The 21,461-nt window shown below is 64.2% G+C and carries 20 protein-coding genes; 13 read left to right on the top strand and 7 right to left on the bottom strand.

Going from position 1 to position 21,461, the window contains the following annotated elements:
* Nucleotides 1–397 precede the first annotated feature (397 nt).
* The gene (gene priA, locus PSV38_RS20360) at nucleotides 398–2,497 is read left to right on the top strand and encodes a primosomal protein N' (protein WP_300550775.1); all 2,100 of its coding nucleotides are present in this window, start codon (nucleotides 398–400) and stop codon (nucleotides 2,495–2,497) included.
* 10 nt (nucleotides 2,498–2,507) lie between these two features.
* Here the strand turns inward: priA and PSV38_RS20355 are convergent, their stop codons facing one another.
* Nucleotides 2,508–3,335: an HDOD domain-containing protein gene (locus PSV38_RS20355; RefSeq protein ID WP_300550773.1), complete on the bottom strand. Its 828-nt coding sequence runs from the start codon at nucleotides 3,333–3,335 to the stop codon at nucleotides 2,508–2,510.
* A 220-nt stretch (nucleotides 3,336–3,555) separates the two neighbouring features.
* Between PSV38_RS20355 and PSV38_RS20350 the strand changes: the two genes are divergently transcribed.
* From PSV38_RS20350 to cynS, 6 genes are all read left to right on the top strand, one after another.
* Nucleotides 3,556–4,257, top strand: a complete 702-nt coding sequence (locus tag PSV38_RS20350) for a hypothetical protein (protein WP_300550771.1) — start codon at nucleotides 3,556–3,558, stop codon at nucleotides 4,255–4,257.
* Nucleotides 4,258–4,331: 74 nt separating this feature from the next.
* Nucleotides 4,332–5,279, top strand: a complete 948-nt coding sequence (locus tag PSV38_RS20345) for an alpha/beta hydrolase (protein WP_300550769.1) — start codon at nucleotides 4,332–4,334, stop codon at nucleotides 5,277–5,279.
* A 49-nt stretch (nucleotides 5,280–5,328) separates the two neighbouring features.
* Nucleotides 5,329–6,537, top strand: a complete 1,209-nt coding sequence (locus PSV38_RS20340; RefSeq protein ID WP_300550767.1) for a PAS domain-containing sensor histidine kinase — start codon at nucleotides 5,329–5,331, stop codon at nucleotides 6,535–6,537.
* Nucleotides 6,534–7,196: a response regulator transcription factor gene (locus PSV38_RS20335; protein WP_300550766.1), complete on the top strand. Its 663-nt coding sequence runs from the start codon at nucleotides 6,534–6,536 to the stop codon at nucleotides 7,194–7,196. The genes PSV38_RS20340 and PSV38_RS20335 overlap by 4 nt, the downstream gene beginning before the upstream one ends.
* 79 nt (nucleotides 7,197–7,275) lie before the next feature.
* Nucleotides 7,276–7,692, top strand: coding sequence for a nuclear transport factor 2 family protein (locus PSV38_RS20330; protein WP_300550764.1), 417 nt, complete (start codon nucleotides 7,276–7,278; stop codon nucleotides 7,690–7,692).
* Between the two features lie 19 nt (nucleotides 7,693–7,711).
* Nucleotides 7,712–8,155: a cyanase gene (gene cynS / locus PSV38_RS20325; RefSeq protein ID WP_300550762.1), complete on the top strand. Its 444-nt coding sequence runs from the start codon at nucleotides 7,712–7,714 to the stop codon at nucleotides 8,153–8,155.
* Between the two features lies 1 nt (nucleotide 8,156).
* Here cynS and PSV38_RS20320 read toward each other — a convergent pair whose 3' ends face one another.
* From PSV38_RS20320 to apaG, 3 genes are all read right to left on the bottom strand, one after another.
* Complete coding sequence (locus PSV38_RS20320) at nucleotides 8,157–9,359, bottom strand: MltA domain-containing protein (protein ID WP_300550760.1); 1,203 nt, start codon at nucleotides 9,357–9,359, stop codon at nucleotides 8,157–8,159.
* A 106-nt stretch (nucleotides 9,360–9,465) separates the two neighbouring features.
* The gene (locus PSV38_RS20310; protein WP_300550756.1) at nucleotides 9,466–11,550 is read right to left on the bottom strand and encodes a recombinase; all 2,085 of its coding nucleotides are present in this window, start codon (nucleotides 11,548–11,550) and stop codon (nucleotides 9,466–9,468) included.
* A gap of 10 nt (nucleotides 11,551–11,560) precedes the next feature.
* Nucleotides 11,561–11,935, bottom strand: a complete 375-nt coding sequence (apaG, locus tag PSV38_RS20305; protein ID WP_300550754.1) for a Co2+/Mg2+ efflux protein ApaG — start codon at nucleotides 11,933–11,935, stop codon at nucleotides 11,561–11,563.
* Nucleotides 11,936–11,969: 34 nt separating this feature from the next.
* On the opposite strand from apaG, the gene PSV38_RS20300 reads away from it, so the two are divergent.
* Both PSV38_RS20300 and PSV38_RS20295 read left to right on the top strand, forming a co-directional pair.
* Nucleotides 11,970–12,296 carry a hypothetical protein gene (locus PSV38_RS20300; RefSeq protein WP_300550752.1) on the top strand — a complete coding sequence of 109 codons (327 nt, stop codon included), beginning with the start codon at nucleotides 11,970–11,972 and terminating at the stop codon, nucleotides 12,294–12,296.
* Complete coding sequence (locus PSV38_RS20295; RefSeq protein WP_300550750.1) at nucleotides 12,293–12,994, top strand: glutathione S-transferase family protein; 702 nt, start codon at nucleotides 12,293–12,295, stop codon at nucleotides 12,992–12,994. The genes PSV38_RS20300 and PSV38_RS20295 overlap by 4 nt, the downstream gene beginning before the upstream one ends.
* Nucleotides 12,995–13,356: 362 nt before the next feature.
* Here PSV38_RS20295 and PSV38_RS20290 read toward each other — a convergent pair whose 3' ends face one another.
* Genes PSV38_RS20290 through tssI form a run of 3 tightly spaced genes read right to left on the bottom strand, consistent with a single transcriptional unit; the run spans nucleotide 13,357 to nucleotide 18,620 of the window.
* The gene (locus PSV38_RS20290; protein WP_300550748.1) at nucleotides 13,357–14,118 is read right to left on the bottom strand and encodes a hypothetical protein; all 762 of its coding nucleotides are present in this window, start codon (nucleotides 14,116–14,118) and stop codon (nucleotides 13,357–13,359) included.
* A complete protein-coding gene (locus PSV38_RS20285; RefSeq protein ID WP_300550746.1) occupies nucleotides 14,090–15,481 on the bottom strand; it encodes an N-acetylmuramidase domain-containing protein in 1,392 nt (463 codons plus the stop codon). Before PSV38_RS20285 ends, PSV38_RS20290 begins: the two co-directional genes overlap by 29 nt.
* Nucleotides 15,465–18,620, bottom strand: a complete 3,156-nt coding sequence (gene tssI / locus PSV38_RS20280) for a type VI secretion system Vgr family protein (RefSeq protein WP_300550744.1) — start codon at nucleotides 18,618–18,620, stop codon at nucleotides 15,465–15,467. Before tssI ends, PSV38_RS20285 begins: the two co-directional genes overlap by 17 nt.
* Nucleotides 18,621–18,885: 265 nt before the next feature.
* On the opposite strand from tssI, the gene rpe reads away from it, so the two are divergent.
* The 4 genes from rpe (at nucleotide 18,886) to PSV38_RS20260 (ending at nucleotide 21,461) form a co-directional block, all read left to right on the top strand.
* On the top strand, nucleotides 18,886–19,569 hold the full coding sequence (gene rpe / locus PSV38_RS20275; protein WP_300550742.1) for a ribulose-phosphate 3-epimerase: 684 nt from the start codon (nucleotides 18,886–18,888) through the stop codon (nucleotides 19,567–19,569).
* A gap of 64 nt (nucleotides 19,570–19,633) precedes the next feature.
* Nucleotides 19,634–19,867: a dodecin family protein gene (locus tag PSV38_RS20270; RefSeq protein ID WP_300550741.1), complete on the top strand. Its 234-nt coding sequence runs from the start codon at nucleotides 19,634–19,636 to the stop codon at nucleotides 19,865–19,867.
* Between the two features lie 14 nt (nucleotides 19,868–19,881).
* Complete coding sequence (locus PSV38_RS20265) at nucleotides 19,882–20,307, top strand: DUF3597 domain-containing protein (protein ID WP_300550739.1); 426 nt, start codon at nucleotides 19,882–19,884, stop codon at nucleotides 20,305–20,307.
* 62 nt (nucleotides 20,308–20,369) lie between these two features.
* Entirely contained in the window at nucleotides 20,370–21,461 is a 1,092-nt protein-coding gene (locus tag PSV38_RS20260) for a methionine aminotransferase (RefSeq protein ID WP_300550791.1), read from the top strand.

Raw genomic sequence — 21,461 nt, 5'->3', positions numbered from 1 at the left:
AAGGACGACAACGCTTGTAAGGTTTCGAGCAACTAGGTTAAACCCTTGGTTTGACCTCAGGGCAAATCAGTTATCCCCATTTCCACCCAACCCGATGCACAAGCATGGGGCATGCTGCCGCCGAGCGAACCCTGTCGGTGCCAAGCCGCTAAGTCCTTGATTCATATAGAAAGACCCTGGTTGCCTCATCTTGTGGCAATTTAAGCGAAACGACGGTGTGACAAGCATTTAGCGCGAATCTGCGTGGGTTTCCCACAAAGTTATCCACAGACCCCGTGGATAAGGGTGAGAGCCCCTGAAATCAAGCACTTGCGTGCATCCTTTCACACCTTGTCAGAAGTTCGGAGACACGATTGCCCTGTTCCGTTGCCCGCCCCGGCCCACTTTGGAGCCCAGTTTGACGACCGAAGCAGTCCGTCAACGGGTTCGCGTGGTCGTGGAGGCGCCTCAACACAGCGGGCTGTGGGGGGCGCTGGATTACCTCAGCGAGGTGGCGCTGCTGCCTGGTGAGCTGGTCCGCGTGCCTCTGGGCCGCCGGGTGGTGACCGGGGTGGTGTGGGATGACGCGCCGCAGGGCGAGGCGTCGCTGTGGGCCCAGGCCGACTTGAAAGAGGTGGCCGAGGTGCTGTCGGGCCTGCCGCCCTTGCCGCGCACCTGGCGCCAATTGGTGGCCTTTGCCGCAGCGTATTACCAGCGCAGTCTGGGTGAAATGGCCTTGATGGTGCTGCCGCCCGAGTTGCGCCAACTCGATGCCCTGCAATGGCAGCGCCGACGCAAGCGCTTGGACAAGGCCTTGCTGGAGCCCCTGCCAGCGGCGACACCTCCGACCTTGCCGGAGCTGACCGAGCAGCAGGCCCAGGCCCTGGACGCGCTGGCCCAGCCTGGCGACCAGCCTTGCCTGTTGTGGGGCAGCACCGGCAGCGGCAAGACCGAGGTCTACTTGCGCCAGACCCAACGCGCGCTGGACGAAGGCCGCCAGGTGCTGATCATGGTTCCCGAGATCAACCTGACGCCACAGCTGGAAGCCCGCGTGGCCGAGCGCTTCATCGGGCGGCGCATCGTGTCCCTGCACAGCGCCCTGACACCGGCCCAGCGGCTGCGCCACTGGCTGATGGCCCACCTGGGCCAGGCCGACGTGATCCTGGGCACGCGCCTGTCGGTGTTCACACCCCTGCCGCGCCTGGGTCTGATCGTGGTCGATGAAGAACACGACCCCAGTTACAAACAACAAGACGGCGCCCGCTACTCGGCCCGCGATCTGGCCGTGTACCGCGCCCGGCTTGAAAAGGTGCCCGTGATCCTGGGCTCTGCCACGCCCAGCCTGGAGAGCTGGTTCAACGCCCTGCCCGTCAGCGAAGGCGGGGCCGGCCGCTACCAGCGCCTGGCCATGCCCGCCCGTGTGGGCGATGGCGTGATGCCACGCGTGCGTGTGCTTGACCTGTCCAAGGTGCTCAAACCCACCATGGGCCAGGAGCCGCCGCCCGTGGCGCAAGAGTTGTTGCATGCCATCGAAGAGCGCACCGCGCGGGGCGAGCAAAGCCTGGTGCTGCTCAACCGCCGAGGCTATGCGCCGGTGCTGCACTGCAGCGACTGCGGCTGGAAAAGCGGCTGCCCGCATTGCAGCGCCTGGCGCGTCTTCCACAAGCAGGACCGCACCCTGCGCTGCCACCACTGCGGCTTCACCGAACGCGTGCCGCGCGCCTGCCCGGATTGCGGCAACACCGACATCCAGCCCGTGGGCCGGGGCACCGAGCGCCTGGAAGAGCAACTGGCCGCCGCCATGCCCAACGCCCGCATCGGCCGCATCGATGCCGACGTGACCCGTCTGAAAGGCGCGCTGGAAGCGCAACTGGCCAGCGTGCACGCGGGTGAGATCGATGTGCTGGTGGGCACGCAGATGGTGGCCAAGGGGCACGACTTCCGCCGCATCACCCTGGTGGCGGCTGTGAATCCCGATGCGGCCTTGTTCGCCAGCGACTTCCGCGCGGCCGAGCGCCAATTCTCGCTTTTGCTGCAAGCGGCGGGCCGTGCCGGACGCGACGCCGAAGCGGCGGGCCGCAGCGAGATGTGGGTGCAGACCTGGCACCCCACGCACCCGCTGTACCAGTCACTGCGTGCCTACGACTACCCGGCGTTTGCCGCCAAGCAACTGGAAGAACGCCAGATGGCGGGCTTGCCGCCCTATGCCAGCCTGGCCATGCTGCGTGCCGAGGGCAAGACCCAAGAGGCGGCTCAGGCCTTCCTGAAAGACGCCGCCGAAGCGGCCAAGCCCCTGGCGGATGCCCTGGGCTGCGTCACCCTGTACCCGGCCGTGCCCACGCCAGTGCAACGCGTGGCCAACATCGAGCGGGCACAGATGATGATCGAGTCACCCAACCGCGCCGCCTTGCAGCGTTTCCTGACCGACAGCCAGCCGCTGTGGCTGGACACGGCGCACAAAAACCGCCGCAACGGACTGGTCCGTTGGGCGGTCGATGTCGACCCGCTGTCGATCTGAGAGGAAAGCCTCAGCCCAGCAAGGCTTCCATGCCTTCGCACAACTCTGCCAAGGGCGGCATGTCGATCAGCAGGTTTTCAGGCTTGAGGCCCAGTTTGATGCAGACCTCGGTGGGCACGGTTGCCGCCAGCTCCTCGCCGACGAGGCCGTTGTGCTCGGCTCGGGCACGCCAGGCGGCCACGTGCAGCACCCCAGCGACCGCGTCAAAGGGCGCGTGGGACATGGGATCGGGGAAGTTGGCGATGGCCTCGCTGAACGCGGGCGGGAACTTCCATTGGCGGGCCAGCTCGGCGCCGACGTTGGCGAAGCTGTAGCCAAACGAGGTACGTTCCATGTCGATGCGGCGTGGGTCCAGCGGGCTGGCCAGCTTGTCCAGGTGCAGCATCTGCTCGGGCATGCCGGCGTGCATCACCAGTTGGCCGATGCCATGCATCAGGCCCACGGTGAAGGCCAGGTCCACGTTTTGATGGGCGGCCTTGGCCACCCAGCGCGCCACGGCGGCGGTGTGCATGCTATAGCGCCAGAATTTGTTCAGGTCCATGCCGGGCATGGATTTGTAGCCTCCGGTCAGGCCCGAGCTGATGACCAGGGTGCGCACCGTGACGAAACCGAGCATGGCCACGGCGTCATTGACGGTGCCAATGCTGCGCGACACATGGTAGTAAGCCGAATTGCCCAGGCGCAGCAAGCGGGCCGACAGCACCGGGTCGGCGGCGATCTTGCGCACGATGACGTCGATGGAAATGTCGTCGTTGTTGAAGCTGTCGATCAGCTCGTGAACGATTTTGGGCACGGCCGGCAGGGCCTGGGGTTGTTTGAAAAGTGCTTCGAGCTGCATCGCCAGCCTCCATCTCGATTGAAACCATGTGGACACTGCCCCCAGAAGCGGAAGACAGCTCAGTCTGCTTATCGACCCTTGGGGTCAAGACTTGAGCATCGGGCAAGGCGCACTTTTCAAGCCGTGGAAAAGCGTGGGTGCAACCCCGCACTTGCCTGCATTGATGGCCAAGGCGATGATGAACAGGAAGATTCATGTCCGGAGACGATGGATGACCATGGTGAGCAAGTTCAGAACGAAAGCTTCGGCGCTGGCCGTGGTGGCTTGGGCCGCCTTCAGCGCCCAGGCGCAACCTTCCCTGCCCCAGCGCAACCTGCTGGTGGAGTGGCGCATGAGTTCGTCCACCGACCAGCAGCGCCAGGGCGCGGGGCTGCGCACCGGCGAAATCATCGTGGACAGCCGGGGCGGCGTGCAGGGCCGGGCCGGTGCGGTGATCACCTCGACCACGCGTTCGCGCAGTGAAACCGGCTTGCAACAACTCCAGGTACTCAACGGCGGCAAGGCGCGGATCTACCTGGGCAGCAGTCGTCCGGTGACGCAATGGCAGTTTGGCGTGGGCGGCCCGGGGGGCACCCACCTGGTCAACCCGGAAGCGCGCAACGGCGGCGGTGGCTGGCAGGCCTGGTCCTCGACCACGCTGGTGGACACGGGCCGCGGCATCACCGTGCGCCCCCGGTGGGCGGGCGGTCAACTGGTCACTGTGGAGCTGGAGGCCCGCGTGGCCCAGCAGGCCGCCTACGGCCCCGACGGGCAGACCGAATCGACCGAAGTCATGACCACGGTGCAGGTGCCCCTGGGGGCCTGGACGGCGGTGGCCCAGCGCGGCGGCCAGGTGCAGCAAAGTCGGCGCGGCGTGCTGTCCACCGAAGACACCAGCCGCGACGACCAGGAAGTGCTCGAAATGCGGGTCTCCGCGCCCTGATGGGGCTTTGTCTTCTCCGTGACAATGCGGGCAGGCCGCGCTGGCCTTGAACGCCGAACACGAAGGACATGCCCATGGCCAACACCGCCAGTTTCCTGACCGAGATGACCCGCAAGATGCTCGACAAGGTCGCGCGCGCGGGCCTGCCCGCTTTGCACCAGCAACCGGTGGCGCAAGCGCGCCTGTCCTACCGCATGGGGGTGGGCGCCATGGAGGGCGAGCGGGTGGAGGTTGCCCGGGTCGATGACTTCAGCATCCCCGGCCCGGCCGGTGCCATCCCCGCGCGCCTGTGGGCGCCCAACCATGACGCCTGCCTGCCTGTGCTCTTGTACCTGCACGGCGGCGGTTTCGTGGTGGGCGGCATCGACACCTGTGAAGCCATGTGCCGCCGCATTGCTCAGCAAAGCGGCGCGGCCGTGGTCGCCATCGACTACCGCCTGGCCCCCGAACACCCCTTCCCCGCCGGCCTGGACGATTCGTTCGCGGCCCTGCAATGGCTGGTCGCCGAAGGCGTCTCCCTGGGCCTGGACCCCCGCCGCATCGCGGTGGGCGGTGACAGCGCGGGTGGCACGCTCAGCGCCGCCGTGGCCCTGATGGCCCGTGATGCCGGCGTGCTTTTGGCGCTGCAGGTGCTGTTCTACCCCTCGGTCGAGCCTTCGGCCGTGACCGAGTCCTACAAGGTCTTTTCTTCACAGAACCTGATGCTGGACGAGCCCTTGATGCGCTGGTTCGAGACGCAGGCCCGGGGCCCGGGCTTCAAGTCCGACTGGCGCCGCGAACCCATGCTGGCCGCCAGCCACCAGGGCGTGGCCCCGGCCTGGATCGGCTTAGCCGAATGCGACCCGCTGGCCGACGAAGGCCGAAAGTACGCCAAAGTCTTGCAGGACGCGGGCGTGCCCGTGCAACTGACGGTGTGGCCCGGCGTGATCCACGATTTCATCAACATGGGGCGTTTCATCCCCGAAGGCCTGCAGGCGCACGCGGCGGTGGCCGTGGCGTTGAAGACCGCATTCGGTCTGTGATTCCCGCGCCATGAAAGCGGGTGGCATGGGCCTTGCACGCGCTGAGCCCATGTCCACCTCATTCCACGTTCCCAGCGGTGTCCAGGCCTCCCGAGCGGCGGCCGTCTGGCGCGACCGCCTGAGCCTCTTGCTGGAGTCCACTGGCGAAGGCGTCTATGGCATCGACATGGACGGCCTGTGCACCTTCATCAACCGGGCGGGGGCGCACATGCTGGGCCACGAGCCCGAAGAGGTGCTGGGCCGCAACATGCACGAGCTGATGCACCACACCGATGCCGAGGGTGGGCACTACCCGGTCGAATGCTGCCCCATTTACAACGCCTTCCGGGCCGGGGTGCCCTGCCGCATTGACAGCGAAGTCTTGTGGCGGGCCGACGGCACCTCTTTCGCGTCCGAATACTCCTCCTACCCCATCCTGGATGGCGGGCAGGTGCTGGGCGCCGTGGTCACCTTCGTCAACATCAGCAACCGCCGCGAACAGGAAACGCGGCTGCGCCAGGCGAACGACGAGCTGGAGCACCGCGTGACCGAACGCACCCAAGCCCTCAGCCAGGCCCTGAGCCAATTGCGTGAATTGCAAGCCCACATCGATGGGGTGCGCGAGACCGAGCGTCAGCGCATCGCACGCGAGATCCACGACGAACTGGGCAGCCTGCTGGTGGGCTTGAAGATGGACGTGAGCTGGTTGGAAAAGCGCGTGGCCGACCAGCCCGCCTTGCGCTGCAAATGCCAGGACATGCGCGGCCTGATCGATGGCGCCGTGGACAACGTCGGCCGCATCATCACCGACCTTCGCCCCTCCATCCTCGATCACCAGGGCCTTTGGCCCACGCTGGAATGGCAGGCGCAAGACTTCAAGGACAGCAGCGAGATGCGCTGCCACTGGAGCCTGGAGATCGCGCCCGGCGTGAACGCCCCTGAAGGCCCACTGGCCACCGCCGTGTTCCGCATCTTTCAGGAAATGCTGAGCAACGTGGCGCGCCATGCGCAGGCCACCGAGGTGGACATCCGCATCTGCGCCATGCCCAGCGACCTGACCGTGCGCGTCAAGGACAACGGCCGGGGCGCGCCACCCAGCGTGTTCAACAGCCCCCACGCCTATGGCGTGATGGGCATGCGCGAGCGGGCCGGCCACTTTGGCGGCTGGTTGCACATCGACAGCCAGCTGGACAAAGGCACCCAGCTGATCCTGAGCATGCCGCTGTACCAGGTGGCCGCGCAGGGCTTGTCGCGACCGGCGCAGGAGCGCGCCGCATGACCATCAAGGTGATGCTGGTGGACGACCACCTGATCGTGCGTCAAGGCCTGCGCCAGGTGCTGGGCGATGCCGACGACCTGGCCGTGGTCGCCGACGCGGCCGATGGCGTGCAGGCCCTGCAACGGGCGCGCCAGTTGATGGATGCGGCAGACGGGCCGGGTCTGGACGTGGTGATGCTGGACATCGCCATGCCCGGGCGCGATGGGCTGGAGGTGCTCAAACAACTCAAGGCCGAGTACCCCAAGCTGGCGGTGCTCATGCTCAGCACCTACCCCGACAAGCAATTTGCCGTGCGCTGCCTGCGCGCGGGCGCCTCGGGCTACCTCAACAAAAGCGCCGACCCCGACGAGATGGTGATGGCCCTGCGCAAGGCCGCTGCCGGTGGCATCTACCTGACCGCCAGCGTGGCGGAGGCCCTGGCCACGTCCCTCAGCGAAGTGCGCGACCAGCCCGCGCACGAGACCTTGTCGCGGCGTGAACACCAGGTCTTCTTGCTGCTGGCGGAGGGCCGCAGCGTGGGCCAGATCGCCGAGTTGTTGAGCTTGTCGCCCAACACCGTGTCCACCTACCGCGCGCGCATCCTGGACAAGACCGGCACGCGCAACGATGTCGAGTTAGCGCTGTACGCGGTGCGCCAGCAGCTGGTGAGCATTGTTTAGGGCGATGTAGGGCCAGCCCTACAAGCGAATCACGATTCCCGTGATGGCGTGATCCGCCCAGGCTGCCTACAGTGAGGCCATGACCACGACCACCCGCCCACCCCTGCCGCCCTTCACCGAAGAGACCGCGCGCCTCAAAGTTCAGATGGCCGAAGACGCGTGGAACAGCAAGGACCCCGAGCGCTGTGCCAAGGCCTACACCGCGGACTCGTGGTGGCGCAACCGCAGCGAGTTCCTGCAGGGGCGCGAGGCCATCGTGGTCTTCCTGACCCGCAAGTGGGCCAAGGAGCATCACTACAAGCTCAAGAAGCGCCTGTTCGCCTTCACCGACAACCGCATCGCCGTGTGCTTTGAATACGAGTACCACGACGACGCGGGCCAGTGGTGGCGCGCCCACGGCAACGAGAACTGGACCTTCGATGAACGCGGCCTGATGGCGCGGCGGGAGGCCAGCATCAACGACGTCGCCATCCTCGAATCCGACCGCCAACTTTGAACTGAAAGAGTAAAACGCCATGAACCGCGAAGACGTGACCGACCTCATCATCGAAGCCAAGGTCCGCAAGGGCTTGAAGTGGCAGGACGTGGCCGCCAAGGTGGGCCTGAGCAAGGAGTGGGTGACCGCCGGCTGCCTGGGACAGATGACCTTCACCGCCGAGCAGGCCGCCACCGTGGCCGAAGTCTTCGGCCTGCCCGACGAGGCCAAGCTGTGGCTGCAGGAAGTGCCCTACAAAGGCTCGCTGCCGACCTCGGTGCCCACCGACCCGCTGATCTACCGCTTCTACGAACTCATCAGCGTGTATGGCACCACCTTCAAGGCCTTGATCCACGAAGAATTCGGTGACGGCATCATGAGCGCCATTGATTTCAAGATGGACCTGAAACGCGAGCCCAACGCGGCCGGTGACCGGGTCAGCATCGTCATGTCGGGCAAGTTCCTGCCGTACAAGACCTACTGAATCAGCGCGGCCACAGCACCCACGCCGACATGGGCTGCTTGGTGCGGCCCGCCTGCGCCAGGGCTTCGTCGCCCCAGCCCCAGAAGTAGTCGGCCCGCACGCCACCGATGATGGCCCCGCCCGTGTCTTGCGCCACCACCAGGCGTTGCAGGGACTGCGGGGCGGGCGGTGTCGGGTTCCAGGGTTGCGGCACCGTGCTGTCCAGCCACATGGGCGTGCCCAGCGGCACGGCCTCGCGGTCCACCGCCACTGAGCGGCCAGGGATCAATGGCACACCTTGCGCCCCCACCGGCCCGACCTGCGGATCAAGCAAGGGCTCTTCCTTGAAGAAGACCATGCGGGGATTGGCGCGCAGCATCTCGGGCACGCGCTGCGGGTTCTGCAGGGCCCAGGTTCGGATCGCGGGCCAGGAGGCCTGCTCCAGCGAGAAGGCGCCCTGATCCACCAGCCAGCGCGCGACCGATTGGTAAGGCTGGTCGTTGTGGCCCGCAAAGGCCAGGCGCACCGTGCGGGGCTGCCCCTGCGCGTTCAGCTCATCTTGCACGCGGACGCGGCCCGAGCCCTGCACCTGGATCAGCAGCGCGTCCAGCGGGTCCGACACGTAGACCAGTTCACGGCCCATAACCGAGGCGCGTGCCTCTGGCAAGCTGTCCAGCTCGGCGCGCGTGAAATGGGGCTTGCGCACGCCCAGGTCGGCCGGGGCACGGTAGAGGGGGTACTTGTAGCGTGCATCGGGCGTGCGGCGCACATCGAGAAAGGGCTCGAAATAGCCCGTCAGCAAGCCCGAGGTCTGCCCATCCAGCGTGTTCAGGCGCCAGGGTCGCAAATGCCCTTCCAGCCATTGCCGCACGAAATCATCGGCCACCTGGCGGCCCCAATCCGCGCCCAGCTCGCGCACTTCGGCGCACACTGTGGCCCAGCCCAGGCCGGGCCGCTGGCAGCTTTGCCACAAGGCTGGCCAGGACTCGCTCACCCGGTCTTGCGCCCAGCCGGGCAGGTCGGTGTATTGGGCAGGTGTCCACAGGGCCCGAGGCCGCACCAGGTCACCACGCCCATCGGGTTGGGGCAAGACCGTGCCCGGCGCCACGGTCGGCGCACGCGAGACAATGGGCGCCGAGGAACGCAGTGACGGACCGCTGCTGCAAGCCGCGAGGCTGCCGACCATCAGGGCCGCCGTGGCCCGCTTGTAAAACTGGTGAACCATCATATGTGGCTGATTGTGCTGGAAGCTGTGGGGGCGCTTGCCCTCTTCCTGTTTCTCATGTGGTGGACGATGTTCTCGGGCCGCTCCAAGGGCGAGATGTCCGAGGTCAGCGAGGCGGCAGCAGAAAACTCAAAGGATGACGCCGCAGCCGGCGCCCCAAAGCCGCCTGCAGACGCGCCCGGTCCTTGATGCGCACACCGCGTGAGCGCATGGCCACGCGCAAAGCCAGCACGAAGCTGACGCCCACGTTCAGCAGCCCCGTCAGCGGGATGGCGGCCATGCACCACCAGAACTGAGGGTGGTCGAGCACGGCCAGGCCGAGGGTGCCCGCCGCCGCCGCCAGCTGACCGGTGGACAAGGTCACGTGCCGCACGTCCAGCGGCAGCGCGAAGAACCCGGCGATGACGGGCACCAGCCCCAGCATCAGGCCCAGCGACACATTTGAGCCCAGGCTCGAAATGTTGTGGCGCCACCAGGCCGCCCACCGCACCGCGCGCTCCGGCCCCAGGGTGGCGCGGATGCGCGGGTTCCAGCGCAAGGCGCTGTCCAGACGGTGCAGCACGAACCAGTTCTCCAGCCAGCCCGCGAACAGGCTGGAGCAGAACAGGAGCACACCCGTGAAGGCCGCATACCAAAGCGAAGGCCCGAGCAGGGTCAGGTTGTCCAGCACGTGCTGCGCTGAATGCACATCGATCAGGGGCCGCTTGAACACCCACCAGGCCATTGCCTGCAGGGCCAGCACCACGGGCGCCACCACCAGCACATTGCCCAGGATGCCGGCCACTTGCGAGCGGATCAGGTTGGCCACCTCGTCCACGAAACCCTCGACGGCCTCGTCGCTGCGCGTGTCGGCCAGCTTGGCCGCCATGGCGGGCGCGGTCATGGCCGGTTGCTTGGTGGCCACGGTGAAATGCAGCAACAGGATCACGACGAAGCTCACGGCGTAGTTGGTGCCCGCGGCCAGGCCGCTCCAGAACGGCGACAAGCCCAGCGCCAGGATCGCGAACTTGAGGAAGGTCGTGACCGACATCACCGCGCCACCACCGCCGGCCCGCTTGAGCATGTCCACATAGGCCGCGCGATCGCGGGTGATGTAGTGCTCGCCAGTCTCGGCACTGCGTTCGGCCACCTTGCGGGCCAGCAGCGAGTAGTGCTGCGTGAACAGCGCGCGCACCCCGCTGCGCTTGGCACCCACGTGGATCAGGTCCACGATCAGCGTGCGCAAGTCCTGGGCTGGATGGCTGGACAGCACGCAGTCCAGCAACTGCTCGATGCGCCGGCAACGCTCGCTCAACTGGTCGATCTGGAACACGATGTCGATCGAAATGCCGTTGGATTCGAGGTGGTCGTGGATGCCCTGCGCAGACTTGATGCAGGTGTCCAGCAAGGCCCGCAGGTACTGGGCCTCTTGCAGCAAGGTGCTCTGCACCTGCTCGTCGGGCGCAGGCCCGACCGTGCCTTTCAGCGCCAGGGTGTGCAGGTTCTCGGCCACGTGCACCAGTTGCCGGAAGGCCTGACGCGTGGGCGTGGGGGCGGCCACTTCGGCGCCCGACTCCACACCATCAAAGTCCACATCGACCCGCATGCCCATGCGTCCGCGCAACTCGCGCGAGAAGCCTTCGGCCCGCACCTGACTGGACAGGAACATGATCGCGTCATAGAAAGGCTCGTGCCACCCCAGGGGCTCGGACTCGATTGCATCAATGGCTTCACGCCAAAGCGAGGCCAGCTCGGCCAGCACCGCGTCGTCCAGCTCCATCAGCCAATTGGCGTCCTTGGGATCGCTGAACAGCAGGTTGAACAGGCTGGCCAAGTCAGTGGTGGCCGGGCTCATCGGCAGCATGCGCGCGCGCAGACGCTCGCCCAGCTCGTCGGTGAACGAGGTGCGCGCCGCAAAGCCGTAGTCGGCCAGCAGGGCCGCCACGTCGATGTCGCGCCAGAAGGCCGACAACAGGGACACGACGCCGGTTCGGCGTTCAGAGGGCGCTGCCAGTTGTCGCACGATGTACTTCACGCCCGAGATCGGCTCGCCTGCGCGAATCCAATCCATCAACTGCACCAGCCACAGGTGGCGCTCGGCCAAAGGCAACTCGCCGTTGGCCGAGTCCAGCAACTGGCTGATGTCCACCGGCGTTCCGGGCTGCGGCAGCCACCGCCGCCTGGTTTTGCGGATCGTCGTGTCCTGAGTCAAACGCGCGTCCTCAATGCAAAGACTGCGATCGCGCCAACGAGAAAGGCTCGATCGCGGCGTCAAAAGGGTGGGCTTCGTCGGTCATGCAAAAGAAGGTGCCTTGCATCAAACCATGCGGCGTGTTCAGTCGCGTCCAGCTGGTGTACTCGAACTTCTCGCCGGGTTTGAGCATGGGTTGGTGGCCCACCACCCCCAGGCCACGCACTTCCTCGACGTGACCGGTGGCATCGGTGATGACCCAATGCCGCCCGATCAACTGTGCGGCCACATCGCCGCTGTTGACAATGGTGACCGTGTACGAAAACGCATACTCTTGTTGAGCGGGGTTGCTTTGTTCTTCAAGGAACTGCGGAACCACCGCACAGGTGAATTGGGGGAGACTCATCCGGCCCATTCTAGGCTTTGAGGTAAAACACCGCATGACCGACGACTATCAAATCGAGATCCCCCCTTCGTTCTACGACCTGCACACCGACGCCCGCCACCGTTTGACGGTGCCCATGGCCCTGGTGCGCGAGCGTTACGAGGTGTGCGAAGACCTGGCCAGCCACATGGTGGAGCATTGCCAAGGCGTGCAACGCGAGATCGGCGTGGCGGAAGACGAAGTGCTGGTGCGCTGCCACCGTGGTTTGGCGTCGCCCGAGTCGGGGGTGTCTGAGGCGGAGGCGGGGTGGGTGGTGACGCGGTTGGCGGAGTTGTTGGGGTGGGCGCCTATCGAGTTGGATGCGAAAGGCCCGACGGCATGATCACTTTCTACGCTTTCGGGGCCGCCTTCGGTCTGCCCGATGCCAGCCCCTTCGTCATGAAGGCCCTGGTCCTGTTGAAAATGTCGGGCCAACCTTATCAGGTCAACACCAAGGGCATGTTCAAGGCGCCCAAGGGCAAGCTGCCTTACCTTGACGACGAGGGCACCGTCGTCGCAGATTCGACCTTCATCCGTTGGCACCTTGAGCGCCAATACGGCATCGATTTTGACCATGGCCTGAATGCCGAGCAACGGGCCACGGCCTGGGCGGTCGAGAAGATGCTGGAAGACAACCTGTACTGGATCGGCGTGCATTGGCGCTGGGTGAACGACGCCAACTTTGCCAAGGTGGCCGAGGTGTTCTTCAAACCGGTGCCATGGCTGGTGCGTGCACCGGTGGTGGCCTTGGTTCGGCGGCGTGTGCGCAAGAGTTTGCATGGCCATGGCATGGGGCGCCATTCGGAGGCCGAGATGCAGGCCATTGGGAACCAGGGCTTGAAAACGCTGACCACCCTGCTTGGCGACAAGCCTTACTTGATGGGTGAAGAGCCTTGCGGCACCGACGCCATGATGTACGCCATCTTGGCCTCAGCCCTGTGCGCGCATTTTGAAACGCCGATGAAGGATGAGGTGCTGCGGCATGCCAATTTGGTGGCGTATGAGGCGAGGATGCGGGGGCGGTTTTTCCCGGCGAAGTGAGAAGTTTTGTCCCACTCTGATGCCTTGAAGGAACTGTAAATTCGACGTTTCAGCAGATAGTCCAAATGCCTTCTCCACAGGCCAAAAAATGCGTTTTGCTCAATAGTGGATGTGCTGATCAACACAGTAGCAGAAGCACGCGCGTCAGGCCCCGGATGGGCTGCGCCTAAGCAAACCAGCCAAAAAGCAAGTTTTGAAATGTAAGCACGATATTCGCAGGCGGCCTGCCCAGCTTTACCGCCTTGCTTTGAGTGATAGTTGATTCCAAACGATACCTCGGCCATCATTTTCAAGCTCTCTTGAGCGCTCTGATTTTTACAACCAATCGGCAGTGCCGGATTGGCCTGGGCTAGTGCTTGGTGCTAATGGACAGCAAGGGATGGTGAACTTGCGGTGCACCTACGCAAGGAGCGCTTGGCATCGGGCACGGTGGCTACCTGATTGGGATTGCCAAGGCAGCGGTCATCCTGTTCAACGTTAATTTTGCCGTTGTCCGAGGTGAGCCGCAGCAACACGGTCATGCGCTTCCAGCCGGAACCGATCTCACTGGGCTTGGCTGCTGGTTTGTGATCGATCGCGAAATACTGCACTGTCACCAGCATGGCGTTCTGCTTGGCGTCATAGGCACCCACAGCTGGTACCGCGTTGCAGAAAATCGGTACTGACTCGTTGATGCGGATGGTGTGCCAGCCTACTTCGTGAAACTGGTTGTCGAAGAAGCCGATGTGGCAGGCTTGGGTCTCCCGCTGACCTTCCTTGCATTGATAGGCGGTGACCTTGCCAACCGACGTGCAGACTTCGCCGGGACGGCTTTGAGGCATGTACAGCGTAGGCTGCAGGTAGAATTTTTCTTGATCTACGAACAGTTTGAAACCCAATTCAAGGGCGAAGCGAGTGGCATTTGGGGTCGCGGTTCTATCCCTAACGATGGCAAGCGCGGCTTTGTCTAATTGCTTACCCTCGTTCTGATCATCGGGGACCAGGTGCCCGTTCGGCAACAAGCCCACGCCCCAATCGCTCGACAGTCGAATGTGGGCGGCTGCTGGCAGCTGCATGAATAACAGCCAAACACAGCAAACAAGTACACGCCAAAGGTCAAGTTTTTTGTAATTTGTGTTTTTCATAAGCAGCTTTCAATTTTGTATCGTAGCTATAGGTCTTATAGCCAGGTCCGTTGTAGTTGAAGGCAATCATGGCCCAGTCCTTGAATTTGATAGCATCCCATAGCGACAGGGCCTTGCCAGCTTTCTTGTCCTTTGGATCTTTCCATGGCGCTGGCTTAAGGCGAATAAATTGGGCCATGAGATCTATTTGCTTGTATTCGGATGCGCATATCGCCGAAACAAATTCATGTGCATTTCGTGCTCCACATAGGGTGTAGTTGTCTCCCATGATCTGAAACTTACCCCATGAGCAAGACCGCAACGCAGCATCTGGGTCAAGACGATATGCATTGATCAGCCGCAGGTAGGAACTGGCGTAATCCGAGTAGACATCGGTGGCGTCAACTTTGCCGTCATGCATGCGTTTGTCATCTTGACCCAGCAGGCTTTTCTTGCGGTAAGCCACAGGCCACGATAGGTCGGGGTGGGCGCTATCGAAGCGCCCTTTCGTGAGCCGACTGAAGTAATGCCGCTCAAACAACAGCGCTGGAACATTGGCGCCGTCACCCTTGTTGAGCCGCCAGAACGACGACTTGCCACCGCTCTCAACATCAGAAAATGCCTTCAGTACTTCAGGCTCACATTCGAGTTGCTTGGCGGCTTCACGCCAGTTTTCTTCTGCGATTTCATGCCCCGAATACTTGCCGAATAAATCCAACAACCCTGGAGGCAGGTCCACCTCGATTTTCACGATGGGTTGACCTTTGACGCCTCTCGTTTGCCGTGTTTTGACAGCGGGATTGTTCTTGCTCGACTTGCCTGTTGTCGGCGCAGGTGCGGGGGATTGAGCGGTTGTCAGACTGTGTGCACCGGTTTCCAAGGCGCTGCCCAGATCATGCAACGCATCCGCAGCCATTTGCCGCGTCGTGCTGGCCACCACCAACGCATTGCTGGTCAAGGTCACGAGCTTGTGGCCATAGTCCGATGAGACGTGGGCCACCTGCTGCCAGGCGCCGTCTGCTTCTTGAATCCAGACTTTGATCCGCGAACGCGCGCTGCCTGTGATGAACGCGGGGATCAACCCATTTGCGCCAGTCGTGCCTTCTTGCTTCCGCTCATCAAACGCCACCCGGTAGCGCAGTTTGTTGATCGGGTGACGCAAAGAGTCGAGGAAGAGCACGCTCGCACCGAACGCGGTGGATTCCGACAGGTACAGGGTCTGGCCGATCGCGATTCGATTGCCATTCGTCAGCGCATTGAAGCGCATCAACTCGGCCACGGTGCGTCCGCAGCGCGCCGAAATCTTGCTCAGTGTGTCACCGCGCCGAACGCCATAGGGGTCAGAAAGTGGCGTGGTGGGGCGCGATTCATTCATCGTCGTCATGCTGGAACTCGCTATCGGGGTCTGTGGGGGCGGCGATGTTGATGGCTTCTTCGAGATGCCAGGCCGGCCCGTCATGGCGTTGCCAGTACTGAACCTGCGACGCTTCGTGCGTGGTCACTGTGGCCGTGGGGCGACCGCGCATCAGGCGGCGACCTTCGGCCAACGCTCGGCCTTCCGCATACACGGTGGTTGATGCGCCCAATTGGAATGGTAGCCAAGCATCCGGGAGCGCTGTGTGGTCAAGCGCTTCCGCATACCTTTCTTGAACAGGAGAATGAAAGTCATTCATGGGCCGGGCCGCGGGCAAAGACAGTGGTGACGTTGCCGCACTCCCACCCCCCGTCAACTCCTTCATCGCCCCCCTGAACGCCGCCGTCCCACTCGTCCCCACCTCAATGTCCCCGCCCTCGATCTTGATGTAGCTGCCGCCCCCATTCAGCACGATCCTGTTAGGCGCGGTGATGACGATGCTGCCCGCCGTGCTTTGCAGATCAATGCCCTGCTCTGCCGTCAAAGTGAACCGATCACTTTGCGCCTGCGTGTTCACATTGCCGCTGGCCGCGTGCAGCTTGATGCCCACCTCTTGGACGGCGCGGGCACCATCCTTGGCCTCGCCTCTCGTGAATAAGCTGATGCCATCCTTCACCGCCCAGGCCATGTGGCGCTGGCTCAGCAGGTTGGCATCCTGCCCCGTGGTGACCGTGGCGTTCTGCCCCGCGCTGATGACGGTGTGCGCCGGTGTGGCGCTGCTGATGTCGGCCGCCGCGCTCAGCACCAGGTCGGGTCGATTCAACACAGGGATGCTGCCGTGGCCACCATCGATGCCGACGAACTCGCCCGAGCCAGCCGAAGACGCACCCGCCCCCTGCCCGCTGGACGACTGCGTGCCCTTCAAGCTGTTCAGCGTGGCCTGCAAGGCCTTCTGAACCGGCAGCTGATCGGGCACAGCCTCGTTGGGCAGCTTGGCCAGGTGCGTCTGGGCGTTCTCGCTCAAAGCCTTGAGCAGCTCAGCATGGCTTTGCAGCTGGCTTTGCGCTTCGCGCGTGTTGGTGGGCTGGCCCTGCGCGGTGCTGGTGCCGCCACTGCGGCCAAAGGTGCTGATGTGCAGGCCGCTGCCAGCGCGCAGCGCGCCTTGTGCTTGCGTGTGCAGCTCCAGGCCGTGCCCTCGGCGGGCCAAACGCTGGTTGTCGTTCTGTTGCAGCAAGTGGCCCATTTGCAGCCAGGTCTGGCTTTGGGTGGTGTGGGCCAGCACGCGGCCCTGGCCGGGGGTGTCGTCGAACACCAGTTGGTTGTGGCCGCCCGTGCCGCTCTGGCTGGTGTCCAGGCTTTGGCTTTTGAAGCCGCTCAAAGTGGCGGTGTGGGCGTGGCCTTCGAGCTCGCCCTGCCGCTGATCACCAGGAAACCACGCTGGGGCGTTGCCCGTGGACAAGGCCGCGCCGCCCGAAACCTCGTTGCCCTGTGCATTGCCCGAGCCCTGGCCGTTGTAGGCCGCGCCCACCACCACGGGGCGGTCGATGTCGCCCTCCAGGAAGGCCACGACCACTTCCTGGCCCAGGCGCGGAATGAAGCCGCTGCCCCAGTTGGCCCCGGCCCAGTCTTGCGACACGCGCACCCAGGTGCCCGAGGCGTCAGAAGCGGGGGCGTTGTCGGCCTCAAGCGCGGGTGAGCTGTGACCCAGGCGGTGGCTGCTGTTGGCCCCGCGCTGCCAATGGAACTGCACCTTGATGCGGCCATCGCGGTCGGTGTGCACGGGCTCGTCCAGGCCCACCACCAGCGCGGTCTGGGTGCCGTCCGCCGTGGGGCGCGGGTGCAAGCGGCCACCCTGCTCATCCACCAGCAAGGGGCGCACGGGGATGCTGGCGCGCTGCGCGGTGAAGAGCGCTTCGTACAAGGGCTCGTCACTGCCATTGGCCTGTGGGCGCTTGAGCAAAGGGGGCAAGTGACCCAGCAGGTGTTGCAGACCGGCCTGCGCGTCCGCGCTGAGGTTGTTGCGCGCTTGGTGCGTCACGCTCAGGACGACGAAGCGGTTGGTGCCTTCACCGTCGCTCAGGGCGTGGTCGCTGTGATCTCGCAAAACAAAGCTGGTGGCCGGGGCCAGGGTGCGTGCCGTGCCGCGCCCGTGGAACTGCTTGCGGCGGGCTTCAAGCGCTTGCAGCTGGGCCGTGGCCAGGCGCTGGGCTTCGGCGGGCGTCTCGAAGGCGTAGACGCCGGGCTGATCGTGCTGGGCCAAAGCAAAGTCCTGCCCGTGGCCCGGATCGACCTGGGCGCTGCCTTGGTGGCTGTCCACGCTGCGGTAATCCCAACTGGCCAGGTTCAGGGTGGAGGTGCCCACGCGGCGGTGGCCGTGCCATTGGGTGATGCTGTCTTCCTTCATCACGGCGCCGGGCTGGGTGAAGCGGATGCTGGGCTGCGCGTTGGGCTTGATCGCCTCTTGGTGGTCGGCGATGACCAGGGTGTGGCTGCCCAGCGTGGCGGGGTCGCCGGGGTTGCCGGTGTGTTCCCACCAGCAGAACAGGCCGTTGTCGGCCAGCAGGCGGCTCACGAAATCCAGGTCGGATTCGTTGAATTGGCTGAGAGTGGAGAGCACCGGGTAGACCGCTTTGTCGGCAATCTCCAGCCGGTGGGCGGCGGTCAGGGCGCCTTGCCCCACGTAGTCGCTGAACACCGATTCCAGGATGCCGAACACGCTCAGGTTCTGGAAGGTCCATGAATCGGTGCGCGCGCGCAGGAAGGCCAGCCAAGGCTCGATGACGAGCTGGTATCGGGCCAGGCCGCCGTCCGAGCCCAGAAGGCGGAACTCGGTGACGTGACCGTGGAAGGGACGCAGCTGGGTGCGGCTGTGCGAGGTGAGCAGCTCCAGCAGCACGGGCTGCCCCAGCAGGTCGGCCGCTTGCAGGTGGGCATGGCGGCTGAGGGCCAGCAGTTCGATGCGGTCGGTGGCAACGCGCGCCACCGGGCCGATGGCCTGAGTGATCTCGGCGCGCTCGGCCATCAACACGTCGGGGCCCAGCGGGGTGTGCAAGCGCAGCAAGCGTGTGTGCTGGCGCGCGCCCAGGGAGGACAGATCGGCCAACAGTGAATCGAACAGGTCGTGCGCGGCGCTGGCCAAGGAACTTGGCAGGGCGGAAAGGTCGGTCATGGGGGGTCCCTGAATTCTTGTGGCGCCCAGTGCAGCGAGGCAGCGACGCAGACTGGCGAAGTTATCGCAAAACCAGTCCGGGAATCGGGACCAACCCCCGCATGGGGGCCTGTATGAGGGCGCAAAAGTGCAAGCAAATGTTGCCGATTCGGCGGGCGGGGGGTGATGTTCTGCACAAGTTCAAGGTGGCCGCCACAGCGGGGTGCGTCAGCGTCCATAAAATGCGGCATTGACCTTCAACCGGCCTTTGACGAGGTCCCAAGCCATGTCGCGCACTTTCTGCATTGCCCCCAGCCTCTTGTCCGCCGACTTTGCCCGCCTGGGTGAAGAGGTTCGCCACGTGATTGATGCGGGCGCCGACTGGATCCACTTCGACGTGATGGACAACCATTACGTGCCCAACCTGACCTTCGGGCCGATGATCTGCCAAGCGCTGCGCAAGCACGCGGTCAAGGCCGATGGCACCAAGGTGCCCATCGACGTGCACTTGATGGTGCAGCCGGTCGATGCGCTGGCCCAGGCCTTTGCCAAGGCCGGTGCCGACATCATCACCTTCCACCCTGACGCCTCCGCGCACGTGGACCGCACCTTGCAATTGATCAAGGCCGAAGGGTGCCAGGCTGGCCTGGTGTTCAACCCTGCGGCGCCATTGGACGTGCTCGAGTGGGTGCTCGACAAGGTCGACGTGGTGCTGCTCATGAGCGTGAACCCCGGCTTCGGTGGCCAGAGCTTCATCGACAGCACGCTGCGCAAGGCCGACAAGGTGCGCAAGATCATCGATGCCTCGGGCCGCGACATCCGCCTGGAGATTGATGGTGGCGTGAAGGTGGACAACATCCGCCGTGTGGCCGACAGTGGTGCCGACACTTTTGTGGCGGGCAGTGCCATCTTTGGCCAGCCCGATTACAAGGCGGTGATCGACGCGATGCGAGGGCAGTTGGCCGCTTGAGCAGCACGGCCTGACACGGCTCACCGTGCTATAACAGAATCTCCATTCAACACAGGAGCCAGCCATGTCAGTCGCCAAAGTCATTGAGATCATCTCGGGCAGCAAGAAGAGCTTTGAAGATGCTGTGAATGAAGGATTGGCGCGCGCGACCGATTCGGTCAGCGATGTCACGGGCGCGTGGATCAAGGACCAGCGCGTCATCGTGGCCAATGGCAAGGTGGTGGAGTACCGGGTGGTCATGAAGGTGACCTTCCTGGTCAAGCCCAGCACCACATCCAAAGCCACCAAGAAGCGCTGAGCAAGGGGTCCATCATGGGTATCTTCGGCAGCATCCTTTCCAAACTCGGTTTTGGTGATGACAAGAAGGACGTGGTGGCACCTGCTGCACCCGCGCCCAACGTGGCCACGCCAACGGCCGCGCCGCCTGCCACCACGGCAGCAGCACCTCAGGCCAAGCCCGTCCCCGCGGCCATCAGCTCGGTCGATGTGGTTGCCAAGCTCGAGGGGCTGGCCAGCGCCAACCCCGAGAAGTTGAACTGGAAGGTGTCCATCGTCGACCTGTTGAAACTGCTCGGCCTGGACAGCAGCATCACGGCGCGCAAGGCCTTGGCCACCGAGCTGGGTTGTCCGGCCGACAAGATGGGTGACTCGGCGCAGATGAACATCTGGCTGCACAAAACCGTTCTGACCAAGTTGGCCCAGAACGGCGGCAACATCCCTGCAGACTTGTTGGACTGACCGCCATTTCCTTGCAAATCACGTCTCGCTTGCCCGAGGTCGGCACCACCATTTTTTCGGTGATGTCGGCCTTGGCCCAGCAGCATGGGGCCATCAACCTGTCGCAGGGTTTTCCTGACTTTGACGCGCCCGCTGAGTTGCTGGACTTGTTGAACCAGCACGCGCGCGCCGGGCACAACCAGTACGCGCCCATGACCGGCGTGCCGGTGCTGCGCGAGGCCATCGCGGCCAAGGCCCAGTCCCTGTATGGCGCCACCTACGACCCCGACAGCGAGGTCACCGTCACGGCGGGGGCCACGCAGGCCATCTTCACGGCGGTGGCCAGCCTGGTGGGCAAGGGCGATGAGGTCATCGTCTTCGAGCCGGTGTATGACAGCTATGGCCCCGCGATTGAGTTGAATGGCGGCAAGCCGGTGTACGCGCGCCTGGCCCTGCCTGATTACAAGCCCGACTGGGCGCAAGTCAAGAAGCTGATCAACAAGCGCACGCGCATGATCATCATCAACTCGCCGCACAACCCCACGGGCGCGGTGTTTTCAAGCGATGACATGCTGGCGCTGCAGGCCCTGGTCAAGGACACCAACATCGTGGTGCTCAGCGACGAGGTCTACGAGCACATGGTGTTCGATGGCGTGCGCCATGAAAGCGTGATGCACTACCCCGGCCTGGTCGAGCGCAGCTTCGTGGTGTCCAGCTTTGGCAAGACTTACCACATCACTGGCTGGAAGGTGGCTTACTGCCTGGCCCCGCGCGAGTTGATGGCAGAGTTCCGCAAGGCGCACCAGTTCGTGGTGTTCACGGTGCACGCGCCTTCGCAATATGCGCTGGCCGATTTTTTGAAGAAGCGCGAGTGGTATGCAGAGCTGAACGCCCTTTACCAAGGCAAGCGCGACATCTTCCGGCAGGCGATCGCGGGCTCGCGCTTTGAGCTGATGCCTTGCCAGGGCACCTATTTTCAATGCGTGAAGTACGGTGCCATCTCTGACGATGGCGACCGCGCTTTTGTCGAGCGCCTGACGGTGGAACATGGCGTGGCCGCGATCCCCGTGTCGGCCTTCTACAAAGACCAGGCCGACTTTGGCGTGATCCGTTTTTGCTTTGCCAAGTCGGCGGCAACCTTGGAAAAAGCGCTGGAGCGTTTGCTCAAACTGTGA

This window comes from Aquabacterium sp. (genome assembly GCF_029946005.1).
In the GTDB taxonomy this organism is placed as follows: Bacteria; Pseudomonadota; Gammaproteobacteria; order Burkholderiales; family Burkholderiaceae_C; genus Aquabacterium.
The sequence above is the reverse complement of the archived record's forward strand: the minus strand, read 5'-3'. Positions and strand labels throughout refer to the sequence as shown.